Origin of the sequence: Kitasatospora sp. NPDC018619 (assembly GCF_044391605.1) — a bacterium.
GTDB lineage: Bacteria > Actinomycetota > Actinomycetes > Streptomycetales > Streptomycetaceae > Kitasatospora.
Genome location: NZ_JBISAI010000007.1, coordinates 239028 through 260138 on the forward strand (window position 1 = coordinate 239028; position 21111 = coordinate 260138).

At 72.8% G+C, this 21111-nt stretch carries 13 protein-coding genes and 4 pseudogenes; 14 read left to right on the top strand and 3 right to left on the bottom strand.

Going from position 1 to position 21111, the window contains the following annotated elements:
* Positions 1–227 precede the first annotated feature (227 nt).
* From ACH5AR_RS13700 to ACH5AR_RS13710, 3 pseudogenes are all read left to right on the top strand, one after another.
* Positions 228–581 (top strand): annotated as a pseudogene (locus ACH5AR_RS13700) (replication initiator); the annotation flags it as partial.
* Between the two features lie 40 nt (positions 582–621).
* Positions 622–830, top strand: a pseudogene (locus ACH5AR_RS13705) (helix-turn-helix domain-containing protein).
* Positions 790–2078: pseudogene (locus tag ACH5AR_RS13710) on the top strand (tyrosine-type recombinase/integrase). The pseudogenes ACH5AR_RS13705 and ACH5AR_RS13710 overlap by 41 nt, the downstream one beginning before the upstream one ends.
* A gap of 184 nt (positions 2079–2262) precedes the next feature.
* Here ACH5AR_RS13710 and ACH5AR_RS13715 read toward each other — a convergent pair.
* Positions 2263–2895: a hypothetical protein gene (locus ACH5AR_RS13715; protein WP_396301565.1), complete on the bottom strand. Its 633-nt coding sequence runs from the start codon at positions 2893–2895 to the stop codon at positions 2263–2265.
* Between the two features lie 79 nt (positions 2896–2974).
* A complete protein-coding gene (locus tag ACH5AR_RS13720) occupies positions 2975–3745 on the bottom strand; it encodes a polymorphic toxin-type HINT domain-containing protein (RefSeq protein WP_396301673.1) in 771 nt (256 codons plus the stop codon).
* On the opposite strand from ACH5AR_RS13720, the gene ACH5AR_RS13725 reads away from it, so the two are divergent.
* The 3 genes from ACH5AR_RS13725 to ACH5AR_RS13735 all read left to right on the top strand — a co-directional run bounded on the left by ACH5AR_RS13725 (position 3663) and on the right by ACH5AR_RS13735 (position 10104).
* Positions 3663–5306, top strand: coding sequence for an FG-GAP repeat domain-containing protein (locus ACH5AR_RS13725; protein WP_396301678.1), 1644 nt, complete (start codon positions 3663–3665; stop codon positions 5304–5306). The genes ACH5AR_RS13720 and ACH5AR_RS13725 overlap by 83 nt on opposite strands.
* Positions 5307–5312: 6 nt before the next feature.
* Positions 5313–5957: a ricin-type beta-trefoil lectin domain protein gene (locus ACH5AR_RS13730; RefSeq protein ID WP_396301674.1), complete on the top strand. Its 645-nt coding sequence runs from the start codon at positions 5313–5315 to the stop codon at positions 5955–5957.
* 190 nt (positions 5958–6147) lie between these two features.
* Positions 6148–10104 (top strand): beta-N-acetylglucosaminidase domain-containing protein, encoded by a 3957-nt coding sequence (locus ACH5AR_RS13735; RefSeq protein WP_396301566.1) that lies wholly within the window; start codon positions 6148–6150, stop codon positions 10102–10104.
* A 445-nt stretch (positions 10105–10549) separates the two neighbouring features.
* Here the strand turns inward: ACH5AR_RS13735 and ACH5AR_RS13740 are convergent.
* Positions 10550–11053: pseudogene (locus tag ACH5AR_RS13740) on the bottom strand (HNH endonuclease); the annotation flags it as partial.
* A 498-nt stretch (positions 11054–11551) separates the two neighbouring features.
* Between ACH5AR_RS13740 and ACH5AR_RS13745 the strand changes: the two are divergent.
* The 8 genes from ACH5AR_RS13745 to ACH5AR_RS13780 all read left to right on the top strand — a co-directional run bounded on the left by ACH5AR_RS13745 (position 11552) and on the right by ACH5AR_RS13780 (position 20971).
* A complete protein-coding gene (locus ACH5AR_RS13745; protein ID WP_396301567.1) occupies positions 11552–12721 on the top strand; it encodes a mechanosensitive ion channel family protein in 1170 nt (389 codons plus the stop codon).
* A 228-nt stretch (positions 12722–12949) separates the two neighbouring features.
* The gene (locus ACH5AR_RS13750; protein ID WP_396301568.1) at positions 12950–14140 is read left to right on the top strand and encodes an ROK family transcriptional regulator; all 1191 of its coding nucleotides are present in this window, start codon (positions 12950–12952) and stop codon (positions 14138–14140) included.
* Between the two features lie 102 nt (positions 14141–14242).
* Positions 14243–15598, top strand: coding sequence for an ABC transporter substrate-binding protein (locus tag ACH5AR_RS13755; protein ID WP_396301569.1), 1356 nt, complete (start codon positions 14243–14245; stop codon positions 15596–15598).
* Between the two features lie 25 nt (positions 15599–15623).
* A complete protein-coding gene (locus ACH5AR_RS13760; RefSeq protein WP_396301570.1) occupies positions 15624–16637 on the top strand; it encodes a carbohydrate ABC transporter permease in 1014 nt (337 codons plus the stop codon).
* Positions 16638–16657: 20 nt separating this feature from the next.
* Positions 16658–17566, top strand: a complete 909-nt coding sequence (locus tag ACH5AR_RS13765) for a carbohydrate ABC transporter permease (RefSeq protein WP_396301571.1) — start codon at positions 16658–16660, stop codon at positions 17564–17566.
* Positions 17566–18855, top strand: coding sequence for a 6-phospho-beta-glucosidase (locus ACH5AR_RS13770; protein ID WP_396301572.1), 1290 nt, complete (start codon positions 17566–17568; stop codon positions 18853–18855). The genes ACH5AR_RS13765 and ACH5AR_RS13770 overlap by 1 nt, the downstream gene beginning before the upstream one ends.
* A gap of 173 nt (positions 18856–19028) precedes the next feature.
* Positions 19029–20048 carry an N-acetylglucosamine kinase gene (locus ACH5AR_RS13775; protein ID WP_396301573.1) on the top strand — a complete coding sequence of 340 codons (1020 nt, stop codon included), beginning with the start codon at positions 19029–19031 and terminating at the stop codon, positions 20046–20048.
* A 212-nt stretch (positions 20049–20260) separates the two neighbouring features.
* On the top strand, positions 20261–20971 hold the full coding sequence (locus ACH5AR_RS13780; RefSeq protein ID WP_396301574.1) for a hypothetical protein: 711 nt from the start codon (positions 20261–20263) through the stop codon (positions 20969–20971).
* The last annotated feature ends 140 nt before the right edge of the window (positions 20972–21111 follow it).

Genomic DNA, 21111 nt, shown 5'->3' on the forward strand with positions numbered 1-21111 from the left:
GTCGGACCGTCTTTATTTCCCCCCACCCGCCCCGGTGGGGTGGCACCGGGGTCCTTCGCGTTTTTTTTTGGGCACACCCCCCCGTTGGTATGGGGGGGCGGGGCCCCCCGGCCCCCCCCCCGCGCCTCAGTGTCGAGCAGTGCGATTACCAGGCCATGACCGTATGCACGGTCCATGTTCCCTTGTGGCCGTCTGTCCCCTTGTCTACGCGCCTGATGAGCAGTTTTAGACACGTGCGCCAGATGATCCGCACCTGCTGGGAGCTCGGCAAGCGCCCGGAGTTCGAGGCACTCAAGCTCTGGAAGTGGGCACACATGCTCGGCTTCCGTGGCCACTTCTCCACCAAGTCCCGCTGCTACTCGGTCACCCTCGGCGCCCTGCGCGACGAGCGCCGCGCCGGGCGCACCGAACAGGCCCGCACACACGGCGGCCTGCCCGACCTCGACCCGAGCACGACCCTCGTCATCGGCCACTGGGCCTACCACGGCTCGGGCTACAACCCCGGCGCGGACCTCCTCGCTGCCGCTGTCTGGCACCGCAGAGAACTGGAGCGGCAGTTCACCGCAGAGGGCGGCTGCTGATGAGCACGCTACTCGCCGGTTTCCGAGCACGGGCGAAGACCTGCTGACGGTCCCCAGGTCATGGCCCGCCTCCAACTCGGCCGCTCCGCCGTCTACGACCTCATCCGCACCCGACAGCTCGCCTCCATCACCCTCGGCCGTCCCCGCCGCATCCCCACCAACGCACTCACCGACTTCATCCGCACCCGACTCGAACAGGAAGCCGCTGATGACCACGCCCCGCGACACCCCTGCCCCCTCGCGTCGTAGCCGCGCCAACGGCGACGGCACCGTCTACCAGCGCAAGGACGGCCGTTGGGAAGCTGCCGGATACGTCCTCGCCCCCGGCAACACCCGCAAGCGCGTCCGCGTCTACGGCATCACCCGCAAGGAAGCCCTCGCCAAGCTCACCGAAAAGATAGCCACCAGCAACCGCGGCGTCCCGGTCGTCTCTGCCCAGGGCAGCCTGGCCGCGTACCTGACGTACTGGCTGGAGAACGTCGCCGTCCACCAGCTCCGCGAGACCACCCACACCCGCTACACCGCCTGCGTCAACCAGTACCTCATCCCGGCCTCGGCAAGAAGAAGCTCGCCAAGCTCTCCGCCAAGGACATCCGTAGCTGGCTGAACGGGCTGCGGACCACCTGCCAGTGCTGCGCACGCGGCATCGACGCCCGTCGCAAGCCCGACGCTCAGGTCGGCCGCCGCCCGCGCTGCTGCGCCATCGGCAAGTGTTGCCACAAGTACCTCTCGCCGCTGACGCTGGCCTACATCCACTCCGTACTCAAGTCGGCTCTGGAGCATGCCGTTCGCGAGGAGGAGATCCCGCGCAACGTCGCCCGCAATGTCCGCACCGGGACGCCCCGGCCGCGCCGCTTCAACCCCCTCACCGCCGACGCAGGCCCGTACCTTCCTCACCGCCGCTCACGGCCACCGCCTCCATGCCCTGTTCGAACTCGCGCTGCGCACCGGTCTTCGCAAAGGCGAACTCCTCGGCCTGCGCTGGGAAGACCTCGACCTCGATGCCGGCACCGCCAGCATCCGCCGCACACTCCAGCGCACACGTACCGGCGGCCTGACCACCCTGCCGACCAAGACGATCAGCTCGGAACGCGGCATCGCTCTCCCAGCCCCTTGCCTCGCCTCGCTCCGCGCACACCGTGACCGGCAGGGCCCGCGAGAAGGAGCAAGCTGGCGCAGAGTGGATGGACAACGGCCTCGTCTTCACCCGCCCGGACGGCCACCCCATCGAACCCGCCACCCTCACCCGCCACTTCAACGCACTGCTCCGCCGCTCCCGCCTCCGGGCGATCCGGTTCCACGACCTGCGGCGCTCAACCGCGACCCTGCTCCTGGAACAGGGGCGAACTCGTCGTCATCAAAGAGCTGTTGGGTCACGCCCACATCGGCGTCACCGCCACGGTGTACGCCCACGTCCGACTCCGCCTCCAACGCGACGCCATCGACCTCCTCGGCCGCGCCCTGCACGACCCGTCGGAGCCCTCCCCCCGAGACTGACGATGGCGACGACCCGCCACTTTGTGCAGCACCCGTCCGCTGACGTTGCCGTCAACTACTGCCGTCAGGACATCCAGAAGCCCCACCGGGCAATACCCGGTGGGGCTTCGCATTTGCGGATCAGATCGACGAGATCCCAGGCATTAGGATGGTCGACCTAGCTATGCAGAACCCGCTTCCAAGATCAGCAAACAGCTCCCCACAGGGAAGCCGCTGTGGCACCTTGGTCTCCAAGCCCCTCGGCTTCCAGCGCTTTTTTGGCCCGCTCCGAATGTTGTGCGCTAGCGGCGATCACAGCCACCTGCATCGAGGACCCTCGCCCAGGGTTCAGATAGGGGTGAGAGACAACAGCAATTCCACCCTCCATCCACCATTTTGCACTCTCTCCAGATGCGCTTTCATCCGGAGAGATGTCGCCAATGGCCGCCACCACGAGGCTTGGATTGAAATCGGAGATGGCAACGTACTTCCATCCTCGAATTTGACGCCAGGCTGCGCAGTCCTCAATGAGGTGCTCTATTGAGTCGAAAAGGGGATGGAACTCGGTGGACCATGAACAACCCACCGCTCCATCAGCGGACATCACAACTGCACATTGAGCGGAGTCATGCCGCGCCATCTGAAACACGAGCTTTCCGCCGCTGGAGCGCCGTAGCGCCGGCCTGGCACCGCACCCCAAGGTCAGGGACCCAGCAAGGACTCCACCGCTCACCGGGATGACGCGACCGCCGTAGACCCCATCAAAGCGCACCATCCTTGAGAGCGCCTCGTCGATGCCACCCCCAGCCCTTGCCAGGTCGGCATCGACAGCAATCATTTCGCGCCGAATCGGACCTGTCCACACATCCCCTCGGGCACAGACATCCAAGAACTTGGATGCACGCTCAGATAGTTCTCTACTCATGCAGCGGACCTCCTTCCAGATACCTGAACAGATTCCTGCACGAGGCGCAGAATGGAAGATCCTCGCCATGCAAGTCCGCAGGGTGGCCTTGACTTCCGCCCATCACGTGAACGGCTTGTCCGCGAGCACCCTCGATCGGGGCACCCCGGCTCTCGAGTTCGCACAAACCGCCGATCTCGGCACACCCTCCGTGATGCCCAGTCGCCTGAACTGCCGCTCGAACCTTCGGCGTCAATTCATCAAGGCTCCTCGCGACACTGACGCCGAACCCGCGCGTGCCGTCAGTTGCTACCACCTCGGCTGCCACGTTGGTCTTACCGATATGCGCATCGGCAAGGTTAAGCAATTCGTCACTGGGCTCGCCACCGCAATTGTGCACCAGGACCGGCGTGGCGCCCGCCAGCACATAGTACGTGTGGAGGAGGCTGACGGTGAGGTTGTGGGTGGTGACGGCGTAGGGGTAGTTGCGGACGGACTGGATGGTGAGGGTGGTGCCGTCGGGCCGGCGGAGCTGCTCGCCGGCGGTCAGTTCGCCGGCGTCGACCCACTGCTGGCCTGGCGTCGTCGCTGAGGGTGAGGTCGGTGAAGTCCTTGTCGTCGGGGGTGGTGATGGTGGCGGTGACGGTCTCGGGGCGGGTCTCGCCGGTCTGGGGGTCGGTCGCCATGACGACGTCGCCCTCTTGCACCGCCTCGATCGGCTTGGCCGCTCCTCGGGCCTGGCCTGCGCCCGTTGGACCACCGATCCGATCCAGGCCTCCGCCACCGGCTGGACCTGCAACGACGGCGGGAACGTCGTCAAGATGAACGGCGACGGCAGCTTCGAGCTGAAGGACTTCGTCGCCAACCACTGGGGGACGAACTTCCTCTACCTGCAGACCCAGGACAACGCCGGCAACATGTCCCAGCCGGTCGCCTACTCCTTCTTCGTGCCGAGCAACCCCGCCGCGGGTGACCCGATCATGGGCGACATCGACGGCGACCGGAAGGCCGACGTCCTGCTGCCCGACGGCACCGGTTCCCTGCGGCTGATCGGCGCGAACGCCGACCCGTACGCGGCACCGAACACCAAGCCGGCCTCCGCCCCCGGGGCCGATGACAACCAGGACTGGAGCACCGTCCAGACCACCCACCGCGGCTCGTTCACCGAGCGCAACGTCGACGACCTCGTCGCGCACGCGCCCGGCGCCGCCGAGCTGTACCTCTACAGCAACGACGACACCGTCGGCCACCTGGACGGCAAGGCGCACGAGTCCCTGTACAAGTCCGGGAAGTGCGGGCTCCCCGACGGGACCCCGATCAAGTGCTCGGACTACGGGAACGGCGGCGACTGGTCCTCGGTGACCCAGATCGCGGCGTTCGGCTCCCCTACGGGCGACACCCCGAAGAACCCGGGGACCACGACGGCCGGGCTGCCGCGTTCCTCTCTGCTCTACGTCGAGAAGGGCCGGCTCTGGCTCGCGCTGTCGACCAACGTCCGGAAGCTCGACGGCCCCACCATCCTGCTGTCCGAGCCGGATCCGGCCAAGGACAAGCAGGACTGGGACTACTACGACCTGATCACTCCCGGTCCGACCAAGGGGACGAACATCCCCACGCTGTGGGCCCGTTCGAAGTTCGACGGCACCATCCACGCCTACCAGCTGATCTCCAAGCCCGGGAACACCTTCGACGCCTCCGCCTTCTCCACCCCCACCGCGGGCTGGCTGGCCAACGGCGTCGACGCCAAGCTGTACCCCAGGGTCGGCTCCAACGGCGACGTCACCGGTGACGGCATCCCCGACCTGTGGGCCGTGGACACCAACAACCAGCTCGTCGCCTGGGCCGGCGTCGGCACCCCGAAGGACAAGGACAACCCCACCGGCGGCCCGACGGTGACCGGCCTGGAGAAGAACCCGGTCGCGCTCGGCAGCCTCGACCACCCCGCCGGCAACTGGCTGGCCGCGCCCGACGGCACCAACACCGTCCGCGACGGGCAGAAGCACGCCGACGGGTGGGCCACGAACGTCGGCTGGGTCCAGGACACCGTGGACGGCCGGACGACCACTGTGGGCACCTTCGCCTCGGGCGCCGGCTCGAACATCACCATGAGCGGCCCGGTGGTCGACACCCGCAAGAGCTTCACCGTCTCCACCTGGGCGAAGGCCGGGTCGGGCCCGGGCGTCGTCGCGAGCCAGGAGACCGGGCGCGGCAGCAGCTTCCTGCTGTACACCGACGGCGCGGGCAAGAACTGGCACTTCGGCCTGGCCTACGCGGACGACGACACCTGGTCGTACGACTACACCGACACCCAGAACGCCGCCGCCGAGACCCGGCCCGGTGTCTAGACCCGCCTGACCGCCTCGTACAACGCCGGCACCGGGGCGATGGCGCTCTACGTCGACGGTGTGCTGGCGGGCACCAGGTTCCACCTGGCCGGCACCAGCCCGGCGTCCTCGGGGCCGTTCACGCTGGGCCGGTACAAGTACCAGTCCAAGCCGACCGCGAGCTTCGACGGCAGCATCAGCAGCACCGCCGTCTACCCGTTCGCGGTGGCACCGACCGCGCCGAACGCCACCAGCGTGGTCCGCTCCGGCGTCGACGCCGGCATGTGCGTCGACGACATCAACGGGGGCACCGTCAACGGCAACCCGATCATGCTGGTGAAGTGCAACGGCAGCGAGGCCCAGCAGCTCGCGCTCGGGAACGACGGCACCGTCCGGGTCAAGGGCGGCTGCGTCGCCACGGTGAACGCCGGGACGACCGACGGTACGCAGCTGGAGTACCGCAGCTGCGACGGCACCATGGCGCAGAAGTGGATCCCGCTCGCGAACGGCGCGCTGTTCCACCCCGCCTCCGGCAAGTGCTTCGAGCTCCCCGGCGGAGCGGCCGCCAGCGGCACCCGGCTCCAGATCGCGGGCTGCGGCTACGGGCCGAACCAGCAGTGGAGCATCCCGACTCTGCGGACGGCCGTGCTGCCCGCTCCTCCGCGCTCCTGACCTCGGGTTTCTCGAGTGGGCACCAGGGCCCGCGTCGCCTCCGGGCGGCGCGGGCCCCGTGCGTTCGCGGGCACTTCCAGAGAGGGACGAACCCGGGCATCTCCGGCATAGCAGTCGGCGGCGTTGACACCGGATCGGCCACCTGGTGGGGTGGCGGACGATGTGGTCGTGGCCTGGCGAGGAGGCTCCTGTGCAAGCCCGTGTGTCCGTTGCGGCCGGGCGGCGGCTGCGGTCGCAGCTGGAGCAGAGTCCGGCGTTGCGGGAGGTGCTCCAGCACCCCGCGGCGGTGGTGGCGCGGCGGGCGACGGCGCGGACGTGCCGTCAGCTGGCGCCGCGGACGGCGGACCGGCTGATCGCCGACCTGAAGGGCACGGAGCCGCTGCTCGCGTCGGTGCGGCAGGAGCGCGCCGGGGGCCGGCCGGGGCGGCGGACGCTGCAGATCGCGGCCGGGGTCGCGGCCGCGGCGGTGGTCGGCGGGCTGCTGGCCGGTCCGCTGCCGTCGGCGGCGTACGCGGCCGCCGCGGTGCCGGAGGCGGTGAGCGCGGCGGGCACCGCGGGCACCGCTCCGCAGACGCCGCTGGGCAGCGTGACCGACCCGAAGGTCTTCCCCAGGCCGCAGCAGCAGACGGTGGCGGGCAAGCCCGTCGCGGTGCCGTCCGCCGTGACGCTGGTGACCGCGCCCAAGGCGGACGTCGGCGCCGTGCGGGCCGTCCAGGAGGTGCTGGAGGTCGCCGGGGCGGGCGAGGTGACGCCGCAGCCGGACGGCGGGACGCCGGCCGCCGGGGCGCTGGTGGTGTACGTCGGCGGGCCGGGCGAGGGCGCCGGCGGGGAGAGCGGCCGGGTGCTGCGGCAGCTGGCCGTCGCGGCGGGCGGCAGGGAGGACTCCGCGCCCTCGACCGCGGGGATGCCGGCCGGCGGGTACGTGCTGTCGGCCGGTCAGCTGCCCGCCCAGGGCGGCGGGACGTACGGTGCCGTGGTGCTGGCCGGCGTGGACGCCACCGGCACCTTCTACGCCGCGCAGAGCCTGCGTCAGCTGCTCGCCGCGGTGCCGGCCGGGCAGGGCCAGGCGCCGGGCGCCGCCGGGCTCGGCCTGCCCGGGATCACCCTGCGGGACTGGCCGGCCGGCGCCCCGGTGCGCGGCACCGCGGAGGCCTTCTACGGCGCGCCGTGGACCGCGCAGCAGCGGCTGGAGCAGGTCGACTTCCTGGGCCGCTCCAAGCAGAACTTCTACCTCTACGCCCCCGGTGACGACCCGTACCGGCTCTCCCGCTGGCGCGACGCCTACCCCGCCGCCCAGGCCGAGGAGCTGCGGGAGCTGGCCTTCCGGGCCCGGCAGAACCACGTCACGCTGGGCTACGCGATCGACCCCGGGCAGTCGCTGTGCTTCAGCTCGGGGCGGGACGTGGACGCGCTGGTCACCAAGCTGGACGGGCTGCGCAAGCTCGGCTTCACCGCCTTCCAGCTCCAGTTCCTGGACGTCAGCTACGACGAGTGGCACTGCGGCGACGACCGGAGCGAGTACGGCACCGGCCCCGCCGCGGCCGCCAAGGCCCAGGCCGCGCTGGTGCGGAAGGTCCAGGAGCGGCTGGTCGCGCGGAACCCGGGCCTCGCGCCGCTGTCCGTCGTCCCCACCGAGTACCACCAGCAGGGCTCCAGCCCGTACCGCAAGGCGCTGGCGGCGGCCCTGCCGGAGGGCGTCCAGGTGGCCTGGAGCGGGGCCGGGGTGATCCCGGAGAAGATCACCGGCGCCCAGGCCGCGGACACCGCCGGGCTGTACGGGCACCCGCTGCTCACCATGGACAACTACCCGGTCAACGACGCCACCCCGGACCGCCTCTTCCTCGGCGCCTACACCGGCCGCGACCCGGAGGTGGCCACCCGCTCGGCGGCGCTGCTGACCGGGGCGATGCAGCAGCCGGTGGCCTCCCGGATCGCCCTGTCCACGGCCGGCGACTTCGCCTGGAACCCCGCCGGGTACCAGCCGCAGGAGTCCTGGCAGGCCGCCGTGCGCGCGCTGGCCGGACCGACCGGCGCCGCCCCCACGCCCGCCGGGACGGCGCTGTCCGCCGTCACCGCGCTGGCCGGGAACAGCACCTCCTCGCCGCTGTCCGCGCAGGAGTCCGGCTACCTGACGCCCCTGCTGGACCGGTTCTGGGCGGCCGCCGAGCCGACCTCCGGCGCCACCCCCGAGCTCGCCCGGCTGATCGAGGCCGCCGCCCCGCTGCGGGACGCCTTCGCCGCCATGGCCACCGCCCGGCAGACCCTGGCCGGCACCCCGGCCACCGCCCAGCTGGCCGGCGAGGCCGCGCCCTGGCTGGACCCGCTGCGCGACTACGGGCTGGCCGGGCAGTCCGCCCTGGACATGCTGCTGGCGCAGCACGGCGGCGACGGCACCGCGGCCTGGAAGGCCCGGGTCGAGCTCAACCGGCTGCGCGAGCAGCTGGACCGGGCGCCGGCCACCGTCGGCGCCGGGGTGCTCGGCGCGTTCCTGGACCGCGCCGTGCGCGCCGCCGACAACTGGGCGGGCGTGGGCGGCGGCGGGGTGGCACCGACCACCACCATGGGCACCGCGCAGGACCACCTGCCCGCGCTGATGGCCGACGGCCTGGCCGACACCTTCTACTGGAGCTCGACTCCCCCGCAGCCCGGCGACTCGGTCGGCCTGGACCTCGGCGCGGGCCGCCCGGTCAGCGGCGTGACCGTGCTGATGGGCGGCTGGGGCGACGGCCCGGACGCCCGGACGGCCACCGACGACTACATCCGCGACGGCGTGCTGGAGTACTCCACCGGCCAGGGCGGCTGGAAGCAGCTGGCCACCGTGCGGAACCAGAAGACGGTCAGCGCCCAGCTCCCGCCCGGCACCGTGGTACGGGCGGTGCGGCTGCGGGCCACCGCCGCGCAGAAGTCCGCCGTCGCGGTGCGCGAGTTCACCGTCACCGCCCCGGACGAGTCCCCGGCCAGCGTCAGCGGCGGCCCCGACGCGCTGCCCGGCTCCTCGGCCGCGGCCGTGCTGGACGGCAACCCGGACACCGCGTACCGGGCCGCCAAGGCGCCGACCGCGCTGGACGCCCCGCTCGTCGTCGAGCTCGGCGCCGCCCGGCCGCTGGACCGGCTCACGGTGCTCACCGACCCGTCCGTGCACGCCACCGCCACCGTCGCGGTGCGCCGGGCCGACGGCACCTGGGCCGACATCGGCACGGTGCAGCCCGGCTACAACGAGCTGCCGGCCGGCGGGCAGCCCGCCGACGCGTTCCGGCTCACCTGGCGGCCCGGCGGCGACCCGCCGGTGGTCAACCAGGTGGTCCCCTGGTACGCGGACTCCCCGGCGGCCCGGCTCAGCCTCGCCGACCCGGCCGTGGACGTCGTCACCGGTGCCTCCGCGCCGGTCACCGCCCGGGCCACCGTGGAGGCCGGGCGTCCCGAGGGCACCGCCGGCGAGCTGCGCACCGAGGTGCCGGCCGCCGCCAGGGGCCTGACCGTGACCCCGGCCGGCCCGGTGAGCGTGCCGCGCGGCGGGCGGGTGGGCGTGCCGCTGCTGGTGAGCGCCACCGCGGAGACGCCGTCCGGGACGTACCAAGTGCCGGTGCAGTTCGTGGCCGGCGCCACCACCGTCCGGCAGGTGCTCCAGGTGCACGTGGTGCCGCCCACCGGCGGGCCGGACCTGGCGCTCGGTGCCAGGGCCACCTCCTCGGGCGACGAGACGGCGAACTTCCCGGCCTCGGCCGTCACCGACGGCGACCCGAAGACCCGCTGGTCCTCGCCCGCCAAGGACGACGCCTGGGTGCGGCTGGAGCTGCCGCAGGCGGCCCGGCTGGGCGCGGCGGTGCTGCACTGGCAGGCCGCGTACGCCTCCTCGTACCGGATCCAGGTCTCCTCGGACGGGAACAGCTGGACCGACGCGGCGACGGTGGACAACGGCAAGGGCGGCGACGAGACCGTCCGCTTCGACGCGCCCGGGGTCCGGTACGTCCGGGTGCAGGGCGTGGCGCGGGCGACCAAGTACGGCTACTCGCTGTGGGGCGTCGAGCTGTACGCGGTGGCCCCGCCGGCCGCGCCGCAGCCCCCGGCCGGCCCGCCGGGCGGTGCGCCCGCCCCGCCCGGTGCGCCGGGTGCGACCCCGGCTCCCCCGGCGGCGGGCAAGCCGTAGCGGCGGCCGGGCCGGAACGGCGGGCAAGCCGTAGCGGCGGCCGGGCCGGAACGGCGAACAGGCCGTAGCGGCGGCCGGGCCGGAACGGCGGGCAAGCCGTAGCGGCGGCCGCGCCGGAACGGCGGGCAAGCCGCAGCAGCAGCCGCGCCGGAACGGCGAACAGGCGGTGGCCGCAGCGGAGAGCCCGGCGGCCCGCACGGCTGCGGAAACGCGGCGGGCCGCCGGCTCCCCGCTGCGGGGGGCTCGGCGGCCCATGAGGCGCGTACCGACGGTGTGACGGGCGGGCCCTTGTGGAGCTGGGTCAGGCGGAGAGCGGTTCGGGCTGCTCGCCGCGGCGGACGGGGGCGGAGTGGCCGGAGTGCGCCCGGCCGAGCGGGACCGGGTGGGCCGGCTGCTCGGTGTGGTCGTGGTGCTCGTACTCGCCCCACTGCGGGGCGCGCAGCTGGTCACCGCCGCCGTAGGGCTCCAGGTAGGGCCGCCACCGCGGGTCCTTGATCCCGGTGCCGATGATGCGCCAGGCCAGGCCGCTGGGCGGCGCGGGTGGTCGCTTCATCCGCCAGCCGAGCTCGGTGAGGTGGCGGTCGGCCTTGGTGTGGTTGCAGCGGCGGCAGGCCGCTACCACGTTGTCCCACCGGTGCTGGCCACCGCGGCTGCGCGGGATGACGTGGTCGACGCTGGTGGCGGCGGCCCCGCAGTAGACGCAGCGGCCGTGGTCGCGGGCGAACAGCGCCCGGCGGGTGAGCGGGACGGGCCCGCAGAACGGGACCCGGACGAAGCGGGTCAGACGGACGACGGACGGCGCCGGTAGGGCGCTGGTGGCGCTGTGCAGAGTGACTCCCGAGTCCTCCAGGCTGACCGCCTTGTGGTTGAGGACCAGGATGAGTGCGCGGCGCATCGATACGACGCCGAGTGGCTCGTAGGACGCGTTGAGGACCAGGACATGCGGCACGTATGCCTCCTTGGACGCCTGCGGCGCGTGGCTCGCGCCGGGACGAGCGGTTGGACCGCGCCACGCGTGCGCGATCTACCCCAGTGTCGCCTTACGCCTTTGTACGGCGCCACCACTCCTGTGTAACGGACCCGGGGTGTACTCCGGGTGTGGTCTCCGTCATGACCGGTATGCCCGGGTGGAGGTCCGGTTGCACCCGGGTGGCGGTGCGGTGCGCCCCCGGTGCCCCTGCCGGGTGGCGCTCCGGGGGGCACGGTTCGGCCGTCCGGAGCAGTGTCGTGCCTGCTCGGGAGGGTGGTGCGGCCCGGCGCCGGGGGGAGCGTACGGGAGCGTTGACGGGGCGTCCGGAACATGCTGTACGCCCGCTGGCACACCCGTGGGAGGTCTCCGGCGTGTCCTGGCGGGCATCCGGTGGCGGATAGGCTGACGTCCACGGTCCGCGGGCCGCTTGCCGGCGGTGCGGACCAGCCACGCACCCCCAGCCAGGAAGGTCCGTCCGTGTTCAGCTCCGGTGCCACCGGCCCGTCCGACGCGTCCTCGACGCTCGCCACCCCGACGCCGACCCCGAGCCCCACCGCGCAGCTGCCCGACTTCGACCTGCGGATCCCGACCAGTGCGCAGGAGGTGTCGGACACCACCCGGCAGGCCGCCAGCTGGTTCGACACCCACTGGCAGGGCTGGCTGGCGAGCGGCCTGCGGATCGTCTTCATCATCGTGCTGGCCCTGGTGCTGCGGGCCATGGTGCGCAAGCTCATCTCCCAGCTGATAGGGCGGATGGCGCGCACCTCCGAGCACCAGGAGGAGAGCCGGCTGGGCGGGCTGCTGGCCAACACCGGGGTGGTGAACACCGAGCGGCGCCAGCAGCGCTCGGAGGCGATCGGCTCGGTGCTGCGCAGCGTGGCCTCCTTCACCATCCTGGGCACGGCGGCGCTGATGGTGCTCTCCGCGCTGGGGGTGAACCTGGCGCCGCTGCTGGCGAGCGCCGGTGTGGCCGGTGTGGCGATCGGTTTCGGCGCCCGCAACCTGGTCACCGACTTCCTCTCCGGGGTCTTCATGATCATGGAGGACCAGTACGGCGTCGGCGACGAGATCGACACCGGGGTCGCCACCGGCACGGTGCTGGAGGTCGGCCTGCGGGTGACCAAGCTGCGCGGCGGGAACGGCGAGATCTGGTACATCCGCAACGGCGAGGTGAAGCGGATCGCCAACATGAGCCAGGGCTGGGCGACGGCCTCGGTGGACGTGCAGGTCGGGTACAAGGAGGACCTGCTCCGGGTCGAGGACCTGATCCTGGCGACGGCCGAGGCGCTGGCCAAGGAGGCCCCGTACGACGAGCTGATCTGGGCCCCGGCGTCGATCCTGGGCGTGGAGTCGGTCGCCTCGGACTCGGTGGTGGTGCGGGTCGAGGCCCGGACGGCCCCGGGCAAGGCGGCCGCCGTCTCCCGGGCGCTGCGCCAGCGGCTGAAGGCCGCCTTCGACGGTGCCGGGATCAAGGTCAAGGAGGAGGTCCCCGCCGTCTCGGCGCCCGGCGCGACCGGCGTGGTGATCGCCCCCGCCCCGGCCGCCGAGCAGACCGCGCCGGCCGCGCCGGCCGCGCCCGCCGCCGAGCGGGCGGCCGAGGCCGTCCCGGCCCAGGCCCGCCCGGCCGAGGACGCGTCGAGGCCGTAGCCCGGTCGGTACGGACACGGACGAAGCCCCGCTCCCACCACGGTGGTTGCGGGGCTTCGCGCTGTCCGGTAACGCTTCGGCATCCTCCGCTCCACCCACCATTGACACCCCGCTGACACGGCGCCTACGGTCCTTCCCTAGCGACTGGAAAGTTTCCTAACAGTTCATCCGGAGAACGCCGCCGCCCCGCGGCCCGTCCCGACCAGCCGGAAGAGGAGGATGCCGGGCATGACCAGGAGCACCGCCAAGGCCCCCCTCGCCGGCACCCCCAGCCTGCTGCGCGCCATCAACGACCGCGCCGCCCTCGAACTGCTGCTGGAGAACGGTCCGCTCTCGCGCACCCAGATCGGCGCCCTCACCGGCCTGTCCAAGCCCACCGCCTCCCAGCTGCTGGCCCGGCTGGAGGCGGCCGGGCTGGTCCTGCCGGTCGGCACCACCGCGGGCGGCCCCGGCCCCAACGCCCGGCTGTACCAGGTGAATCCGGCCGCCGGCTACGTCGCCGGGCTGGACGTCACCAACAGCGGGATCCAGGTCTCCGTCGCCGACATCACCGGCGCCGTGCTGGCCGGGCACACCGTGCCGACCAAGGGCGTCCCGGCGGCCGCGACCGTGCCGACCGTCGCCGCCGCGGTGGCCGAGGCCGTCCGGGCGGCCGGGGTGCCCGAGGGCGCCCTGCGCACCGCCGCGATCGGGGTCGGCGGCGCCCCCGACCCCGTCACCGGCAAGCTGCGCTACGCCTCCCACCTGCCGGGCTGGCACTCGCCGCGGCTGGTCGAGGAGCTGACGGAGGCGATCGGCGCGCCGGTGTCGATCGAGAACGACGTGAACCTGGCCGCCGTCGCCGAGCGCTCCTCGGGCGCCGCGGCCGGCTTCGAGGACTTCGTCCTGCTCTGGGCCGAGGCCGGGGTCGGCGCGGCGATCGTGATCGGCGGGCGGCTGCACCGCGGCTTCACCGGCGGCGCCGGGGAGGTCGGCTACATGCCGCTGCCCGACTCCCCGGTCGAGTGGGACGCCCGCCGCCGCAAGTTCGGCGGGTTCCAGGCCCTGGTCGGCGCACCCGCCGTCCGGGCCCTGGCCCGTGAGCACGGGCTCGGCGCGGCCAGCGCGCAGGAGTCCGTCGCCCGGGCCCTGGCCGTCCCGGGCGCCGGCGACGCCTTCCTCGCCGAGCTGGCCGGGCGGCTCGCCGTCGGGCTGGCGGTGATCGTCGCCGTCGTCGACCCCCAGCTGGTGGTCCTGTCCGGCGCGGTGCCGAGCGCCGGCGGCGAGCGGCTGCGCGCGCTGGTCGAGGACGAGCTGGCGCGGATCTCCATCGCCCGGCCGGAGGTCCGCAGCAGTGCCCTGTCCGGTTCGCCGGTCCTGCTCGGCGCCCTGCAACGTGCCCTGTCCGACGCCCGCGAGGCGGTCTTCTCCACCCACTGACGCTCCCCCTGTCACCTCGCCCCCTGCACCCACCTCTCCCACCCCCGAACGCGGGACCCGAGGCAACGAGGCCTGCCCGCGCACCCCCAGGAGGATCCCGAAGTGCACGCCACCACCTCCCGCAGAGGCCGCCGCACGATCGCCGCCCTGGCCGGCAGCGCCGTCCTGGCCCTGCTCGCCTCCGCCTGCACCGGTTCCAGCGACTCGGGCGGCTCCGACGAATCCGCCGGCGGCAAGGACGTCACCATCACGTTCTGGCACGGATGGAGCCAGGAGAACGAGACCAAGGCGATCAACGACACCATCGCCGCCTTCGAGAAGGCCCACCCCAACATCCACGTCAAGGCCGTGGGCAACATCCCGGACGACAAGGTCAACCAGTCCCTGCGGGCCGGCGGTGACGGCGCGCCGGACGTGGTCTCCTCCTTCACCACCAACAACGTCGGCATGTTCTGCTCGACCAAGGCCTTCATCGACCTCAAGCCGCTGCTGGGCAAGAGCGGCATCGACCCGGCCAAGACCTTCCCGGCCGCGATGCTCGACTACACCCAGTTCCAGGGCAACCAGTGCTCGCTGCCGCTGCTCGGCGACGCGTACGGCCTCTACTACAACAAGAAGGCCTTCGCCGAGGCCGGCATCGCCAACCCGCCGAAGACCTTCAGCGAGTTCGCCGAGGACGCCGTCAAGCTGACCCAGGCCGACGGCGACTCGTACAAGCGCCTCGGGTTCATGCCGCTGTACCACGGCTACGAGTCCACCACCGAGCACTTCCTCGGCCAGTACGGCCCCGGCTACTTCGGCCCCGACGGCAAGTCGGCCGTCGCCACCGACCCGAAGATCGCCGCGATGCTCAAGTGGCAGAAGGGCCTGGTCGACCAGCTCGGCGGCTACGCCAAGCTGGACAGGTTCCGCTCGACCTTCGGCGAGGAGTTCAGCGCCAAGAACCCCTTCCACACCGGCCAGGTCGCGATGGCCATCGACGGCGAGTGGCGCACCGCCTCGCTCGCCGAGAACAAGCCCGACTTCGAGTGGGCCACCGCCGCCTTCCCCGTCCCGGACGACCAGGCGGACACCTACGGCCGCGGCTACCAGACCGGCACCATCGTCGGCATCGCCAGCACCAGCAAGAAGCAGGCCGCCGCCTGGGAGTTCGTCAAGTACCTGACCACGGACACCGACGCGGTGGTGAACTTCGCCAACGCGATCCACAACGTGCCGAGCACCTTCGACGCGCTCAACTCGCCGAAGCTGGTGAGCGACGAGAACTTCAGGACCTTCCTGGACGTCGCCAGGAACCCGCACTCCGGCACCACCCCGCCGGCCGTCAACGGCGGCGCCTACATCACCACCCTGCAGAACCTCGGCTACGACTACGAGTCCGGCAAGCAGACCGACCTCCAGGCGGGCCTGGCCGCCGCGGCCAAGCAGATCGACACCGACATCGCCCAGGCCAAGTAGCCCGGGAACGGTCCACGGAGCTCCCATGTCACTCGCGTTCGGCACCCGCAAGGGGAACGACGAGGCCGACGCGGCACCGACCGGCCCGGCGGCGCCCGGCACGCAGCACCTGCTGCGCCGCAAGCGCCGCCGGGAGGCGGCCCGCACCCTCGCCTTCCTCTCCCCCTGGCTGATCGGTTTCAGCGTCTTCTTCGCCTACCCGCTGATCTCCACCGCCTACTTCTCCTTCACCTCGTACAACGGCTTCGGCACCCCGACCTTCACCGGCCTGAAGAACTGGGACTACGTCTTCAACCACCTGCCGACCTTCTGGCAGGGCCTGCGCAACACCCTGTGGCTGGTCGTCGTGATGGTGAGCCTGCGGGTCGCCTTCGGGCTGGGCATCGGGATGCTCATCACCAAGGTGAAGACCGGCGCGGGCTTCTTCCGCACCGCGTTCTACCTGCCCTACCTGGCCCCGCCGGTGGCCGCGACCGTCGCCTTCGCCTTCCTGTTCAACCCCGGCACCGGCCCGGTCAACCACCTGCTGGGGGAGCTCGGCCTGCCGCAGCCCGGCTGGTTCGCCTCCGAGGACTGGTCCAAGCCCGCGCTCACCCTGCTCGCCATGTGGGGCGTCGGCGACCTGATGGTCATCTTCATGGCCTCGCTGCTGGACGTCCCCAAGGATCAGTACGAGGCGGCCGAGCTGGACGGCGCCGGCCCGTTCCAGCGGTTCCGGTACGTCACGCTGCCGAACATCTCGCCGATCATCATGTTCGCGGTGGTCACCGGGGTGATCCAGACCATGCAGTACTACACCCAGGCGTTCGTCGCCGGGAAGGTCGCCAGCGGCATCGCCGGCAACTCCGGGCAGCAGTTCGAGCCCGGCTTCCCGGGCGGCTCCACCTGGACGCTGCCGCAGCTGGTCTACAAGCTCGGCTTCCAGAGCTACAACTACGGCGCGGCCTGCGTCGTCGCCCTGGTGCTGTTCGGCATCTCGATGGCCGTCACCTCGATCCTGCTCCGCCGCCGCTCCGGCTTCATGGCGAGCGACGACTAGCGGCCCGGGAGGACCCGATCATGACCCTTGGCACCACACTCACCAAGGGGCCGGCCACGGCCGTCCCCTCCCGCTCCGGCGGCCCCGCCGCCCGGGCCGCCCGGCGCCGCGCGTTCCTCCACTGGGTGGCCGTGCACACGGTGGCGATCGCCGCCGCGCTGTTCTTCCTGCTGCCCTTCGTCTTCGTCTTCCTCACCTCGGTGATGTCCGACGGGCAGGCGCTCACCACCGACTACTGGCCGACCGACTGGCACTGGGGCAACTACACCAAGGTCTGGAACACCCCCGGCTTCCTCAGCTGGTGGCGCAACACCCTGCTGTACGCCGGGCTCGGCACCCTGCTGACCGTGGTCTCCAGCCTCCCGGTGGCCTACGCCCTCGCCAAGTTCCGCTTCCGCGGCCGCAACCTGGCACTGATGGGGGTCATCGCGATGATGATGCTGCCCCCGCAGGTCACCGTCATCCCGATGTTTCTGTTCTGGTCCAAGCAGATGGGCATGGACGGCTCGCTCTGGCCGCTGATCATCCCGATGGCCTTCGGCGACGCGTTCTCCATCTTCCTGCTGCGCCAGTTCCTGCTGACCATCCCCAAGGAGTACCTGGAGGCCGCCCGGATGGATGGCTGCGGGGACCTGCGCACCCTGCTGCGGGTGGTCCTGCCGATGGCCAAGCCGGCCATCGCGGCGGTCGCGCTGTTCCAGTTCTTCTACTGCTGGAACGACTACTTCGGCCCGCAGATCTACGCCAGCAACAACCACGAGGCCTGGACGCTCAGTTACGGGCTGGAGTCCTTCAAGGCCGCCCACCACACCAACTGGAACCTCACCATGGCCGCCACCCTGCTGGTGATGGCCCCGGTGATCGTCCTCTTCTTCTTCGCTCAGAAGGCCTTCATCGAAGGCGTGACACTGACAGGGGTCAAGGGCTGATGTCCGCACTCAAGTTGGCAATCGTCGGCGGCGGTTCGACGTACACCCCGGAGCTGGTCGACGGCTTCGCCCGGCTGCGCGACAGCCTGCCGGTCGGCGAGCTGGTGCTGGTCGACCCGGCCGCCGAGCGCCTGGAGCTGATCGGCGGCCTCGCCCGGCGGATCTTCGCCCGGCAGGGCCACCCGGCCGCCGTCACCGTCACCACCGACCTGGCCGCGGGCGTCGCGGACGCCGACGCCGTGCTGCTCCAGCTGCGCGTCGGCGGGCAGGCGGCCCGCAACCAGGACGAGACCTGGCCGCTGGAGTGCGGCTGCGTCGGGCAGGAGACCACCGGCGCCGGCGGCCTCGCCAAGGCGCTGCGCACCGTCCCGGTGGTGCTGGACATCGCCGAGCAGGTCCGCCGCACCAACCCGGACGCCTGGATCGTGGACTTCACCAACCCGGTCGGCATCGTCACCCGGGCCCTCCAGGAGGCCGGCCACCGGGCCGTCGGGCTGTGCAACGTCGCGATCGGCTTCCAGCGCAAGTTCGCCGGGCACCTGGGGGTGGACCCGGAGCTGGTCCGGCTCGACCACGTCGGGCTCAACCACCTGACCTGGGAGCGCGGGGTGACCCTGCTGGACGCTCCGGGCGCCGCGACCGGGCGCGAGGTGCTCCCGCAGCTGCTCGCCTCGCACGGCAGGGAGATCGCCGAGGACCTCCACCTGCCGCAGGCCGTCATCGAGCGGCTCGGCGTGGTGCCGTCCTACTACCTGCGGTACTTCTACCAGCACGACGCGGTGGTGGCGGAGCTGCGCGAGCAGGGCTCGCGGGCCGCGCAGGTGGCCGAGATCGAGCGGCAGCTGCTGGAGCTGTACGCCGACCCCGCCCTGGACACCAAGCCGGAGCTGCTCGGCAAGCGCGGCGGCGCCTTCTACTCGGAGGCGGCCGTCCAGCTGATCGCCGCACTGCTCGGCACCGGCGGCGGCACCTCGGTGCAGGTGGTGAACACCCGCAACGACGGCGTGCTGCCCTTCCTGCCCGACGACGCCGTCATCGAGGTGCCGGCCGAGGTGGACGCCCGGGGCGTGCGCCCGCTGCCGCAGCGGCCCGTCGAGCCGCTGTACGCCGGCCTGGTCGCCGCCGTCACCGCGTACGAGCACCTCGCCCTCGACGCCGCCCTGCGCGGCGGCCGCGACCGGGTCTTCGACGCCCTGCTCGCCCACCCGCTGGTCGGCCAGATCGACCTCGCCGACCAGCTCACGGACCGTCTGCTCGCCCACAACCGCGAGCACCTCGCCTGGGCCTGACCGGGCCTGCGGTGCCCGCCCGTCGCCCCGTTCCGGTGGCCGCCGGACGGGCACCGCGAGGAGACCGTCCACCCCCGGCCGGAGCCCTTTCGGCCGGGCTTCCCGGCCGCGACCACGGCCGGGCACCCGGCCGACGACCACGGCCCGGGCCACGTACGAGCCGCGGGGACCTGATGACCCACCAGCCCGAACCACTCCTGCCCGGCGTCCTCGCCATCGACGCGGGGAACTCCAAGACAGACGTCGCCCTGATCGGCGTCGACGGCAGCATCCTCGGCAGCGCCCGCGGCGGCGGCTTCGCCCCGCAGAAGATCGGCGGCGCCGCGGCCGTCGCCGGCCTCGCCCCGCTGGTCGAGCAGGCCGCCGCCGCGGCCGGCCACCCGACCTGGACCGGCGTGCTCACCAGCCACGTCAGCGCCTGCCTGGCCAACGCCGACCTCCCGGTCGAGGAGGAGGCGCTGCGGGTGGCGCTGGAGTCCCACCCCTGGGGGGCCGGCAACACCGTCGTCAACGACACCTTCGGCCTGCTGCGGGCGGGCACCGACGGCCCGCGCGGGGTCGCGGTGGTCTGCGGCGCCGGGATCAACTGCGTCGGCCTGCTGCCGGACGGCCGCACCGCCCGCTTCCCCGCCCTCGGCGAGCTCACCGGCGACTGGGGCGGCGGCTCCGGGCTCGCCGTCGCCAGCATGTGGCACGCCGTGCGGTCCGAGGACGGGCGCGGCGGGCCGACCGCGCTCGCCCGCGCCATCGCCGAGCACTTCGGCCTGCCGACCGCGGGGGAGGTCGCCGAGGCCGTCCACCTCGGGCACCTGCCGAACGCCCGGCTGCACGAGATCACCCGGGTGCTGTTCGCCGTCGCGGACGAGGGCGACGAGGTGGCGCTGGAGCTGGTCGACCGCCAGGCCGACGAGATCGTCCGGCTCGCGGTGGTCGCGCTCGGCCGCCTCGGCCTGCTGGACACCCCGACCCCGGTGGTGCTGGGCGGCGGCGTCATCGCCTCCCGGCACCCCCTGCTGCTGGACAACCTGACCGCCCGGCTCGCCGCGGCCGCGCCGCTGGCCGAGCCGCGCGTCGTGGTCGCCCCGCCGGTGCTGGGCGCGGCGCTGCTCGGCCTGGACCACCTGGGGGCGGGCGCGCGGGCGCAGGCCCGGGTGCGCGAGGCGTACGAGACGGGCCGCCCGCTCGCGGCCTGAGCGGCACCCGGCACCCTCCCCCGGCCGGACCGGCGCGCAATCCCCGCCCGCGCCCCGCTCCCGCCTGAGCGGCCCTCAGTCCTCCTCCTCCGCCGGACCCGCACGTCCGGCGGGGGAGGAGCCATCGCCGGCCGGCCCCGGGAACCACGGACCCCTCGCCGGTCGTGTCCCCTGGGTACCGACCACCGCCGCCGTCCGGGGAGACTCGTGCCATGGCCACCCCCCGCATGCTCCTCGCCGCCGCCCTGCTGGCCTGCGGCGCCGCAGCCGCGCTCACCGGCTGCACGCCCGCCGACTCCGGCCCCACCGTGGCGGCCGCCTCCGCCGCCGCGCTCGCCGACGAGGACGGGGACGACCTGCTGGACGAGGACGACGACCTGTTCTACGAGGACGAGGACGACGACGCGGAGGCCTACGCCTCCGCGGCCGCACCGTCCGGGCCGGACGCCTCCGCCACCGCCTCCCCCGAAAGCCCCGCACCCGACAGCCCCGCGCCCGACGGCGCCCCGTCGGACGCCGCGCCCGACGCCGCCCCGGACGCCTCCGCCGCCCCCTCCCCCGGGCCCGGCTGCGTCACCCCCACCCGCCTGCCCGGCCACCAGGTCCTCGTCGTCGTCTCCGCCGGCCCGGCCGAACTCACCGCCCGGCCCGCCCGCTTCAGCTGCGGCTCCGCCCGCTACGAGCCGACCGGCAGCCCCGTCCACTACGGCTTCGCGGGGGCGGGCGTGGCGGCCTCCCTGGTGGACGCCCCGCACGAGGACCCGGCCGGGAACGTCCCCCTCGACGAGCTGATCGCCCACATCGGCGACTGCCTGGCCGAGCGCGACCCGGCCGAGCCGTACGGCTGCCACGGCAACGCCTACGACGTGGTGCTCGACTCGCACGGCCGGATCATGCGGATCGGCGAGGTCGAGGGGCCCTGACGGCCCGTCCGCCCGCCCATACGGTGTAGAACCGCCTCTCAACTGTTGGCATTCGGCTGCGCTACGCGCATCGACCGGCCGTCAACAGGGCGCTTTTGACGTTCACTACGTCCCTCGGGGCCGCCCTTGGGGCTGGTCTT